We start from the raw sequence: 11985 nt of genomic DNA, 5'->3' as shown, positions 1-11985 counted from the left end.
CTAGTATTCGACAAAAGTCGGGTGGTAAACGGTACCCTTGCGAGGGGGGTGCTTTTCTCCCGAGCTTGCTAGGGTACCGTTAGCAGCAGCACCTGCCAAAGTCACCGTCCCCGCGGCTGGTATCTTCTTGCAGTGAGAAGATATCCCCTGTCGCTGTCAGAGATTTCAATACTGGCAAATCCCGCCTGCTGAAACATAGACTTCATCTCATCATCATCTGGCAGCATGTCCTCTCCCACCACACCGCCGAACGACCGGTGCATAGCATTCATATCCTCCCTGCTCGCAGTATGGCATACTGTTACTCTGCCTCCCGGTTTCAGAATGCGCATCATCTCCTTTACTGCGACTTCTTTATCTTGAAAATGGGGAAAACAAGAGTTGCAGATCATTTCATCAAAGGAATTGTCCTCAAAAGGGGTATTAACAATATCCCCCTGTACATAGCGCACCTGCTCCCCGTGTTTTTCTTTTGCTCTCTTGAGCATTTCTTCTGCTAAATCCAGGGCAACAATACTGCCAGAATCCCCAACAGCCTCTTTGAGGAAGGGAATCAGAATACCGGTACCTGTACCCACATCCAGGACAACACTTCCGGGTTTGATTTCTAATCCTTTAATGATCAGGTCAAGGCCTTGCAGGGTTTTATCCTCGACCATTTGATCCCAATGAGCGGCTTTTTCATTAAAATACTTACGGTGTTGTTCAGACAAGCTTTTCTTCCTCCCCCTAAAATATTTTTTTCTCAGACGTCTTTTACCCCATCTCATGCTCATCCGGACAGTATCCTGATCATCACTCTTTCCAATTAACATTATTCGTGGGAGTACTTTCCCACTTTATCGGAAACCGCCAGTGGGCCAGGGGCGACTCAAAAATGGAGCCGGAAGAGTGAAATCAGCATGATGCAGTTCCTGGTTACTTCCGACCTCCGGCTTCTGGCATCTGACCTCTATTTTCCTATACACAGCTTGACATCGATAAGCATTTTAACTGTGGGCGGCGACAGTCAGCCACCGCCCACAGCAGCAATTAGATACCTATATTTGATTCCACTTCGAACGAAAATGACTTTTTTGTAGTGGAATCATTTTGCCTCAAACCCTGGCTATTTAGTAAGCTCTATCCCTTTTAAGTTCAGCCACGGGTCTTCCGCTGTGATCTGATACCCCTTGACATTACTCCTGGTGGCTACTATCTTCTGCTCATGTACAATGTAGAATGCCGGGAGGTCTTCCAAAATCATCTTCTGGATATCAGCATAAATCTTCTGCTTTTCCTTTTCATCGATTTCGCTTTCCCCTTTGGCTACAAGCTGATCATAAGCAGGATTATTGTAATGGCTCTTGTAGTTTTTGGAACTGTGAATCTTAACATGGTGTGGATAAGGGCCCCAAACAAAGAACCCGGTCCTCATCAGAATGTCGAAATTGCCCTCCTTCTCCAACTGCTCCATGGCTGCGCCTTCCACCTGTTTCACATTAACGGCAAAACCGGCTTTTGCCAGCTGGGCCTGGGCGGCCTCTGCTATTTTCTGCTGCCTGGCTCCCCATGATGCAGAAAGCACCAGATCTATATTCAACTGTTTTCCATCCTTTTCTAAAACCCCGTCACCATCACTATCTTTCCAACCCGCATCAGCTAAAATGCTCTTGGCTTTGTCCACATCCTGGCTGTACAGTGGCAGATCCTTGCTGCTGTACATCATCACAGGCGAATAGGGGCACCCCTGGGCAGCCACACCGATGTTGTTGAGGATGTTCTTCACAATCCCCTCTGTGTCAATAGAATAAGCCACAGCTTTTCTCACATTGACATCATCGAAAGGAGCACGAGCGGTGTTAAACTGCATAAAATCTGTAAAGGTCGTTAACTTTCTGTGTACTGTAATATTGGCGTCCTTCTCCAGCTTCTGTACTTCTGATTCGGGCACCTTAATACTCATATCCACATCTCCGGAGTTAAGGGCCATCATCCTTGTAGATGCATCAGGGATGATCTTAAAGATTACTTTTTCAATTTTTTCTTTTCCTCCCCAATAGTCATCATTTCTCTCCAGGATAACCTCCTGCCCTTTTGTATGTTTGGAGAATTTATAAGGGCCTGTACCAATGGGCTTGCTAAACTTGCCTGCAGAATCAAGACTGGTTGGGCTGACAACCGGCCAGGCCACATGTGTCAGATATGTAGGCAAGGGCATTGGCCTTACACAGGTAAACTTGACAGTGTGGCTGTCGATAGCCTCAATATTCTCCAACTGCAGTGTTTTTACTTCAGTGACATACCCGCGATCACCGTAGGAATATTTGACCGCATCTGCATTAAACTCGGTGCCATCATGAAATTTAACACCTTTCTTTAAATGAAATATCCATACCTTTCCATTATCCTGGGGTTCCCAGGACTCGGCCAGACCAGGTACCATATTAAGGTCTTCGTCCAAACGGACAAGGGTTTCATAGATCTGCGACCAGACAAACCTGGCATCTCCATCAGGGAACTGCACGATATCCCAGGTATTGATATCAGAACTGATGGCCACTTGGAGAACCTGTTCCGGTTTGGCCTCTTCTCCACCACATCCTCCCAGAGCAAAAAGAAAAAAACACAGCAACACAGAGTAAAACACAAAGCCTTTTCATCCTCATAACGTAACCTCCTTAACCGATATGTTTTGTTTGCCTATTTATTTATGCAGATGATAAAATGGAGCCGCGCTATCCGCTAACCCCTGTGAAATTACATATTCAGCAGCTTTTTCACCTCTCCTTCCTGATAAATCAGTATAGTTGAAACCATATCCCTTACATACACAGCAATCTTCTATATAACACCCTATCCCGCCGGGAAAACAGAGGACGGATGGTCTTAAACATGCCGGCAAGCCGCATAATGCCCTCTTGTTACCTCCTTTAACTCCGGAACCTCATCACATGCTGCACTGGCAGCGGAACAAAAGGGAGCATACCTGCACCCCCCCGGCTCAATTTCACGGCTCATTACCGCAACCTCAGTGGTTTCTTCCCGACCGTTATTAAAAGATGTAAAGGCATCTACCAGCAGGGTTGTATAAGGGTGCTGCGGGTTTTGATAGACATCTTCTGTGGGTCCAATTTCCACTATTCTCCCTTTATACATCACAGCCATGCAATCGCTCATCCAGCGGACAACCTCCAGGTCGTGTGAAATGAACAGGTAAGAAATATCATATTTTTGCTGAATCTCTTTAAAAATATTAAGCACCTGCGCCTGAACAGAGACATCCAACATAGATGTAGGCTCATCTGCCACAATAAATTCCGGGTGCAGGGAAAGAATACGTGCCAGTACAACCCTTTGAATCTGCCCCCCACTCAGTTCATGGGGGTAGCGGGTAAGATGCTCTTCATAAAGGCCCACCTGTTCTAACAGAGCAGAGACACGCTCTCTCTCCTCAGCGCGGTCACTGACCACATTCTGAATGCGCATCGGCTCAGTGATGCTGTCATATATCCTCAAGCGAGGGTTGAGAGCTGTCTCAGGGTGTTGGAAAATGATCTGCATCTTCCCCCTGATTTTATTGAGTTCCCGGGTTCCTGCGGCAGCAACATCCCGTCCTTTAAAGAAAACTCTCCCCTTGGAAGGAGTGATCAGCCTTAAAATAGCCCTTGCCAAAGTAGATTTACCACAGCCGCTCTCCCCGACCAAGCCTAGAGTTTCCCCTGGTGCAATTGTAAAGGTTACATCGTCAACTGCTTTAAACTGCTGCTTCTTGAAGATCCCTGTTGTGTAGCTCTTGCTGAGGTTCTCCACTCTGATCACCGAAAAAACACCTCACTTGAACTCCATTGATTACCTGTAAAGGAGGGCATTTCTCTGCACAAAGATCCCGGGCCAGCGAACATCTCTGGTGAAACTTGCATCCTGCAGGCACATCGAGCAAACTGGGGCTGTATCCGGGAATGGGGTGCAGCCCGTGTTCAGGGAGAGAGGCCAAGAGTCCCTTTGTATATGGGTGCACAGGGTCTTTAAGCACCTGTTCTGCAGCACCCTGTTCCAGTATCTCCCCCGCATACATAACAGCGATCTGATCACAGAGACTGGCTGCCACCTTCAAGTCATGGGTGATCAAAAGCATCGCTGCACCTGTCTCCCGGGCGAGTTGCCGTAAAACCCCTACAACCTGAGCTCGCAAAACCGCATCCAGCCCCTTGGTGGGTTCATCAGCAATCAGCAGAGAAGGATTTCCGGTAATGCTGGCCGCAGCTAAAGCGCGCTGCTTCATGCCACCGCTCAGCTGATGGGGGTATTCCTGAACCCTCTTTTCGGGTTCCGGCAGTTTTAAAAAATCCAGCATCTCCACAGCCTTTTCCCACGCCTGTTCCCACTTTGTTTTCCTGTGCAGATGCAGACCCTCAGCGATCTGAAAGCCTATCTTTAAAACCGGGTTCAAGGATGTAGAGGGGCTCTGGGGCAACAGCGCTATTTCATTTCCCCGTAAACGCTTCAGTTGATCACCGTTCATCTTCAAGACATCCTGATCCTTGTAATATATTTCTCCTCTTATTACAGCATTGCGCGGCAGCAGACGCAGGATGGACATCCCCAGAACTGATTTGCCGCACCCTGTTTCCCCGATCAGGCCGATTGTTTTTCCTGCAGGGATATCCATACTGACCTGATCACACGCCTTGATCTCTCCCTCTTCTGCATGAAATACAGTTGTCAGGTTGCGAATACTGAGTAGAGCCAAGGGGATCCCTCCTATTCAATACTTTTTTCCTTGAGTCTGGGATCGAAAATATCTCGCAGACCATCTCCCAGGAAATTAAATGACAAAACCGTAATCATAATGGCCAGGCCAGGAAAAATCGTCATATATGGCGCGGTTTGCAGATACTGTTTGCCATCATTCAGCATCGAACCCCAGACCGGTATGGGTGGCTGAGCCCCCAACCCCAGAAAGCTCAATCCCGCAGCTGCCAGGATGGTATGCCCGATACCCAGAGTTGCCATCACAATCACAGGAGCGATCACATTTGGCAGTAAGTGCCGGCACATGATATACAGATCACTTGCCCCTAAAGACATCGCTGTTTCCACAAAACTTTTTTCCTTTTCCGCCAGTACCGCTCCACGTACCACCCGGGCATAACCCATCCACCCTACCAGTGCCAGAGCAAACAGAACATTAAACATACCGGGTCCCAAAAGCCCCGCGATCACCAAAGCGAGAATCAGCCCGGGGAAGGCCAGAAAAATATCAACAATGCGCATGATCACCTCATCGATCACCCCACCGTAAAATCCGGCCAGCATTCCCAAAATGATCCCGGCAACAGCAGAAATAGCGGTGACGATAAGACCGATGGCCAGGGATATTCTTGTTCCGAAGATAATCCTGCTTAAGATGCAACGCCCAAAATCATCGGTTCCAAAGGGATATTCTGAACAGGGAGCCATCATAACCCTGTCCAGGTCCTGTTCATAGGGATGGTGCGGCGCTAAAACAGGCGCAAAAACTGCGACAATAACCAGCAGCGAGATGATCAACAGCCCGATGATGGCCAGTTTGTTTTTCTTAAGCTGAATAAAAGTAAGATTCCTCTCCACTGCAACAGCTGCATGAAGCCAAAACTAACTCTCCTTCTCATACCTGATCCTGGGATCAAGGTATACATAAGAAATATCCACCAGCAAATTAACGATGACAAAGAGAACAGCAAATAAAAGGACACACCCCTGGATCATGGAAAAATCCCTGGCAAAGATGGAATCTACCAGCAGTTTTCCTATACCCGGCCAGGCAAAGATAGACTCCACAATCACCGTCCCTTCAAGCAGGTGACCTATTTGAAGCCCGACGATGGTAACTACAGGGATAAAGGAATTTTTCAGTGCATGGGTGCGGATGACATTTCTTTCAGCCAAACCCTTGGACCTGGCAGCGATAATATAATCCTGCCTTAAAACATCCAGCATGCTGGAACGCGTCAGCCTGGTGGTAATGGCAGCCATCCCTGTACCCAGGGTTACCGCAGGCAAGATCATATGGCGTAAGCTTCCGTAGCCGAAGACGGGAAACCACCCCAGTGTCACCGAAAACAAAAGAATGAGCAGGAGCCCGAGCCAAAAATTAGGCATACTAACCCCCAGCAAGGCACCGGTCATCGTCAAATAATCCAGCGGAGAATACTGTTTTACTGCTGAAATAATTCCTGCGGGTATGGCTATCAAGAGGGAAACAACTAGGGCAGCCAAAGCCAGCTGAAATGTAGCGGGAATCTTGAGCAAGATCTCCTCCTGAACCGGGTCACCAGTGACGAGGTGACGCCACCCAAAATCCCCCCTCGACCGTATGCCCCAACCAGCGCAGATACTGGATGAAAACAGGGGCATCCAAACCCTCAGCCACCCGAATTCGTTCAACATCTTCTTCTGTAAGATTTTCCATGCCATACCTGGCTGTGGCGATCAGTTCCGCCGGATCTCCTGGTGCCAGGTGCATCATCGTAAAAGTAATCAGTGTAACACCGATCACCACGATAACCAGCATGGCCAAGCGTCTGGCGATGTATTTGAGCATCAATAGATCCTCCTGCACTTATAAACAAATATGTTTATCCTGGTAAAATAAAAAACCACGAATGCCTATTGTACCCTGCTCCCTGCAGGGTAATAGACCTCCGTGGTCAATTTAGCAGTATTTAGTTATTTCATGGCATATGCTCTATAGAATGATTCTACATTAAAAGCATAACTCCTGCAAACAGATGACAGAGGGACGGGGGTCGTGTCACCGTCCTGGATGACATGACCCCCGTCCCTTTGTCACTTGCACTTTGTCACTTGTGCTAATTATAGTGATTTAAGGCCACCTTTTGAAATAGGATATTGATTAGCAGTGAAATAGTATTCCGTCCCAGGCCACAGCCGATTTAACGAAAGCGAGGTGGCAACCGGTACCGTTGCGAAGCAAAAGAAATACCTTTTCCCGACCTTGCTAATTATTCCAATAATAAACATTATGTTATAAAAGAACCCCGCGGACTTCCTTGGCAGAGGTTCTCTTAAGTTCACAGTTCATATTTTCACGTTTGCTAGTATTCGACAAAATGCGGGTGGTACACGGTACCCTTGCGAGGGGGTGCTTCCCCCCCCCCCGAGCTTGCTAAGAACGAACCCTATTGGGATAAAGAGAAACAACAATCTAGAGCTAAGAGAACGTTGATTGGCAAACTGGATCCGGATACGGGCGAAGTTGTGCCTACTCGCTCCTATAAAAAGAGTCAGGAGCAGAAGCCTGCCGTTCCGATAAAACCAGGATCTGCGCCGATCACAAAAATGCGGAGGAGTTTTTACGGTGCAAGCTATTTGCTGGATCAAATCGGCCGGCTGACCGGCGTGGCTGAAGATCTTAAGTCTTGCTTCCCCGACCAGTACAAACAGATCCTATCGATCGCATACTATCTGATTCTGGAAGAGAACAACGCCCTTAGCCGCTTTTCCCATTGGCAGAAACTTCATATCCATCCCTATGGAGATGATCTTCCCTCGCAACGGAGTAGCGAGCTTTTTCAATCGATTGATGAAGAGGGGCGAACGGCATTCTTTAAAAAACAAGGCAAGCGTCGCCTCGAAAAAGAGTATTGGGCCTTTGATATTACGTCTATTTCGAGCTACTCTGAGACGCTGATCCAAGTGAAAAAAGGCAGAAATAAGGAACACGACAGACTTCCTCAGATTAACCTGGCACTTCTCTTTGGTGAAGAGTCCGGTCTGCCCTTCTATTACCGAAAACTCCCCGGCAATATTACAGATGTGAAGACAGTAAAACAACTGATGGCAGAGTTCGATGTGATGGGTTACAAAAAGGTCAGTGTGATTTTAGATAGAGGATTCTATAGTAAAGAAAACATCAATTTGCTCTACAAGAATCACCAGAAGTTTATCATTGGTGTAAAACTGGGGCTCAAGTATGTCAAAGAGATATTGGAAGAAGAGCGGGAAAACCTCCAGCGCTGGTCGAATCTACAAACCCAGTTTGGTATTTACGCCCTTTGCCGAACCATAGAATGGGATTATGAGCAGGAGAGGCCCTATAAAGGCGATGTTCTTAAATCGAAAAGACGCGCGTATCTACATCTTTTCTATAATCCGGAGAAGACTGCGAAAGATCAAACAGACATGAACGATTACCTGACCAGCCTGTACAACGACCTCGCGGAGAATACACTCAAAGAGTATCGCATGAAGGACTATGATAAGTTCTTTGACGTCACTACGACCCCAAAGAGAGGCCGAAAGATCAAGCCGAAGGAAGAGGCTATGAGTCAAGCTGCCAGGGACTATGGCTATTTTGCAATATTATCCAATGAAGTGAAAGATCCATTTGAAGCTTTATCTCTTTATCGCAGTAAGGACATTGTGGAAAAAGGATTTGGCAACCTTAAGGACCGGTTGAACTTCAGGAGAATGCAGGTTTCCTCAGAACTCTCACTCAACGGGATGCTTTTCGTGGAGTTTGTAGCACTTATTTACCTTTCGTACGTCAAGAAAAAAATGCAAGATGCAGGTCTATTCGAAAAATGGACATTGCAGGGATTGCTTGATGAACTCGATATAATCGAGCAATTTGAGTCCCCGGAGCATGGTAGGTTGCTCGGTGAAATCACCAAGAAGCAGAAAGAGATCTACACAACTCTAGGTGTGGACCCACCCTCGTTATAAATTACGGGAATGCAGGCAGTATGATTAAAGTTATGCCATCAGCCAAAGGGTATGTAAATTTGTCTATTGGAGCAACATGAGGCAGCGGCTCTAAAAGGTATACAACCCATATCACACAACAGGATAACCCATATTTTAAGCCGTTTATTAATCTACTTCCGTAAAGACTATTCATTACAAATAAATACATTGCCGCTATCAAGCTGTAAGTGAAAATCCCATAAATAGTTAAAGCAATAGGCCATAGCTGTTGTTATTCAATGGTTAAATCAGTATATTGAAACACATAAAAAGATAAACAAAATAATGATAGTATGCTTTTTACTCTTTGGACTTTGATTTGTTGCTATTTAACTTTTTCATGCCGTTAGTGTTTAAAGCTGATATACCTGATTTAATAATCAGGACTATTGTTGACATCTTAGCCGTTGCGAGTGGTTACATTGTAGCCTATCGGACTCAGCAGCAAAGTTAATGAACATTTACAAAATAAATAATATAAACTAAAATGAATAAGGTATTTTACTTAATAAAAAATTTGAACGCTGAGATAGGTAGGGAATGCATATGGAGTATATAGTTATAGGTGGTGCACTTGCAGTAGGAATCTTTTCGCTGATCAGTTCTGTTAATACCCTGCAAAAACAAATACAACTAATGAATTTAAAGCTTGATCGAATTGCTAAACAAGTAGGAGCAGAAGAACCTAATATAGACAATGAATTAAGAAGTCTTATTGTAGCGGGCAAAAAAGTTAAAGCTGTTAAAGAACTGAGAGATGTTACAGGGATGGGTTTAAAAGAAGCAAAAGAGTATGTTGATAAATTATTGTAGAGACAGTCGTCTCAATTGAGTGCTAATATCTCTATACAACGAGGTTTACAGGTCTGAAGTTAATAAAATGAGCACATTTCATGTTCCCTCAAACTAATGTTTTGAGGGAACTTTTTATTACGCATTATTTGCTCAAAGAATTAAAATCACGGATTCATACCTGCATATAAATACTGATGCAGATATTATTGTTACTTGAAAAAGTACAGCTTCCTCACCAACAACACACCCGCTATACAAACCCCAATAAGCGCCAGCGAATAAAGGGCAATTGAAGCAACAACCAGTGCCCAAGCCCAGCCCGTTGGCTCGGCCGCGCCTGAGGCGAGTCCGCTGACTACGGCAAGGGCCTGCCCGCCAAAAAGAAATGCTGTCATAGAGACCAAACCCCAACCGATGAGTTTTCGTTGGGAACGAGCCCGCTGCGCCGCCCACAAAAGCAGCAGGGCACCAACCAAAGCAATCGGAAAGAGCTCAGCTGGCATCAGGAAGTCAAATCGCACCCTGCGGGCATATATCGTTCCGATTACAGCTGTTATGATCGTAAACAGGATCGGAATCCACACGAGTACTGTCCCTGCCACAGCTAGAACCTTAGTGAGAACTCCCCTATTCTCCATTCAAAACCCCTCCTCAAGATTCAAAACCCTCATCCCATGGTTTCTCCTGTTTCGATTATACTTTATTATCATCCCAAAAAATGAAAAACTGCTGATAAATGAAACTTTGTCAGCAAGCAGAGTATACACCCCTACACTAAGCATGGGCGTTATTTAAATTGAGCACCCGGCACAAGAACGCCGGTCTGAATTGACGAGAATAGCCACAAGGATGATGTGATATTAAGCCTGTGGAAACGGTAAGACCGATTAAGCCCATACACCTATATTGGCAAAAGAAACAAAGCCTTTGGTCATCCCTGGAAAACGTAAGTCTTTTAGTCCAACAGTCCTAAGCTGAAACTTATTAGCGCCAGCAATAACCTTTGCAATTCTCTGGATATTAGTGTATTGGCCTGTTCGCTGGAATTCGACAAAATGCGGGTGGTACCAGGTACCTTTGCGCTGCTACCTGCCCCGGGACGATTACCCCTAACCCATACAAGCAATAAATAAAACAAGCCGGGTACTATGAATAGGACCCCCAACTGATTCTAACTTTCTTCTGACATGCCAAAACCCCCGTCCCCACGGCAGGCCCCACGGCAGGCATTAACGGCGGTGTAGTGGCGGGGAATTCTCAGCATAGGATTCACGATTTTTGATGCGCGCCTACTACAAACACGCCTACTACAAACTGTGTTGCAACTCTTTCGGCACTGTGGTACAATTATCCTAGTCTCTTTCGGCGTAATGGTACAATTATTAGGGAGGTAATAGAATGCCCCGCAAAGACTATATGACGATCAAAGCACACGAAACAGTTCAACAAATGTTTAACGAGTTTGTGAGCAGTAAAAAGATTACAAAAACTGTTGCTTTAAACGATATGTTGGAAATGTACATGTTGGCTAAAGACGAGGATTTATACTTAAAGCTAAAGCGTAAATATCTTAATGTTGAAGGGGTGAAGCAAATGCTTCGGGATCGGGACTCGACCTGCCCGTTAAACGGAGACGAATTATTTATTTTTATGAAATTAAACAATGTATGTGATAATAATGGGAACGAATATAACGGTCATGATGTTATGCAAGCCTATATTTCCGATGAAGCAACAAGGGGCTATACTTGGTTCTCCACACAATCGCTTTATTACGGTATGTCGCAAAAAAGGGTTGACGATTATAACAAAGCTATTAAAGAAGGTAGCAAAGTAACACTCCTTTTTGGCATTGGTGAAAACGCGGGAGGCTCCAATGATATTGCCTATAGCGCCGATGTTTTGGAAATCATATCCCACAAACACCCTACCCCCTTAAACAGCAGCGACTATCCTTCAGTATGGCACGGTGCACTAGCTAGAATCTGGATTAAGATAAAAAACATCAGGCATGAATCTACTCTAAAAGCCTGCCTTTTCGAAGTAATCTCTACAGGTGCTGATTTGCAGCAAATTATCAATAACAGCCAATACCATTTTGGGTATGTGCGTTTAAAATAGGTAACCCCCCCCCTTCTCAATACCTTGGCTTAGAGATTGTCCCAACAGCCGTGGAAATTGAAGTGGCGGTTCCCAGCCAGATATGGCATAATGGGTTTGGGAAACAACCAAAACCATACAGGGAGGTTACCGCCAATGTCAGCATACCACAAGAAGGCCGATCAGTCGATAGAAAAGAGTGTTTACCCGTTACCAATGGAGCAATTGACTCTATCAGATTTACGGGAAGCTGTGAAAGGACGATTTAGCAGTTTCTGTACGGCTGTTGGAATTCAAGCATTAGTGACACTGATGGATCAAGATGTTGAATCCATGGCAGGTCCGAAGGGCAAGCATAAT

Annotated in this window: 12 protein-coding genes; 4 read left to right on the top strand and 8 right to left on the bottom strand. The window is 45.6% G+C overall.

Annotation, left to right across the window (positions count from 1 at the left end):
• Positions 1-101 precede the first annotated feature (101 nt).
• The 7 genes from SSCH_RS13910 to SSCH_RS20500 form a co-directional block, all read right to left on the bottom strand.
• Complete coding sequence (locus SSCH_RS13910) at positions 102-713, bottom strand: class I SAM-dependent methyltransferase (protein WP_156972314.1); 612 nt, start codon at positions 711-713, stop codon at positions 102-104.
• A gap of 395 nt (positions 714-1108) precedes the next feature.
• Positions 1109-2629 (bottom strand): ABC transporter substrate-binding protein, encoded by a 1521-nt coding sequence (locus SSCH_RS13905; protein ID WP_084711205.1) that lies wholly within the window; start codon positions 2627-2629, stop codon positions 1109-1111.
• Between the two features lie 239 nt (positions 2630-2868).
• Entirely contained in the window at positions 2869-3801 is a 933-nt protein-coding gene (locus tag SSCH_RS13895; protein WP_044665999.1) for an ABC transporter ATP-binding protein, read from the bottom strand.
• The gene (locus SSCH_RS13890; protein WP_044665998.1) at positions 3737-4732 is read right to left on the bottom strand and encodes an ABC transporter ATP-binding protein; all 996 of its coding nucleotides are present in this window, start codon (positions 4730-4732) and stop codon (positions 3737-3739) included. Before SSCH_RS13890 ends, SSCH_RS13895 begins: the two co-directional genes overlap by 65 nt.
• 11 nt (positions 4733-4743) lie before the next feature.
• Entirely contained in the window at positions 4744-5592 is an 849-nt protein-coding gene (nikC, locus tag SSCH_RS13885) for a nickel transporter permease (protein WP_044665997.1), read from the bottom strand.
• 24 nt (positions 5593-5616) lie between these two features.
• On the bottom strand, positions 5617-6273 hold the full coding sequence (locus SSCH_RS13880) for an ABC transporter permease (protein WP_232294491.1): 657 nt from the start codon (positions 6271-6273) through the stop codon (positions 5617-5619).
• Positions 6274-6292: 19 nt separating this feature from the next.
• Positions 6293-6565 (bottom strand): ABC transporter permease family protein, encoded by a 273-nt coding sequence (locus tag SSCH_RS20500; protein WP_232294490.1) that lies wholly within the window; start codon positions 6563-6565, stop codon positions 6293-6295.
• Positions 6566-7206: 641 nt separating this feature from the next.
• On the opposite strand from SSCH_RS20500, the gene SSCH_RS13875 reads away from it, so the two are divergent.
• Positions 7207-8709, top strand: a complete 1503-nt coding sequence (locus tag SSCH_RS13875; protein WP_198142497.1) for an IS1634 family transposase — start codon at positions 7207-7209, stop codon at positions 8707-8709.
• Between the two features lie 567 nt (positions 8710-9276).
• The gene (locus tag SSCH_RS13870; RefSeq protein WP_044665995.1) at positions 9277-9543 is read left to right on the top strand and encodes a ribosomal protein L7/L12; all 267 of its coding nucleotides are present in this window, start codon (positions 9277-9279) and stop codon (positions 9541-9543) included.
• A gap of 191 nt (positions 9544-9734) precedes the next feature.
• Here SSCH_RS13870 and SSCH_RS13865 read toward each other — a convergent pair whose 3' ends face one another.
• Positions 9735-10163 carry a hypothetical protein gene (locus SSCH_RS13865; protein WP_044665994.1) on the bottom strand — a complete coding sequence of 143 codons (429 nt, stop codon included), beginning with the start codon at positions 10161-10163 and terminating at the stop codon, positions 9735-9737.
• A gap of 760 nt (positions 10164-10923) precedes the next feature.
• Between SSCH_RS13865 and SSCH_RS13860 the strand changes: the two genes are divergently transcribed.
• A complete protein-coding gene (locus tag SSCH_RS13860; RefSeq protein WP_044665993.1) occupies positions 10924-11646 on the top strand; it encodes a hypothetical protein in 723 nt (240 codons plus the stop codon).
• Between the two features lie 135 nt (positions 11647-11781).
• Positions 11782-11985 (top strand): hypothetical protein (locus tag SSCH_RS20495; RefSeq protein WP_044665992.1); only part of this gene is annotated, 204 nt, incomplete at its 3' end.

Source organism: Syntrophaceticus schinkii (assembly GCF_000946815.1).
Lineage (GTDB): Bacteria > Bacillota > DSM-12270 > Thermacetogeniales > Thermacetogeniaceae > Syntrophaceticus > Syntrophaceticus schinkii.
This window is presented reverse-complemented; position numbering and strand designations above follow the sequence as displayed.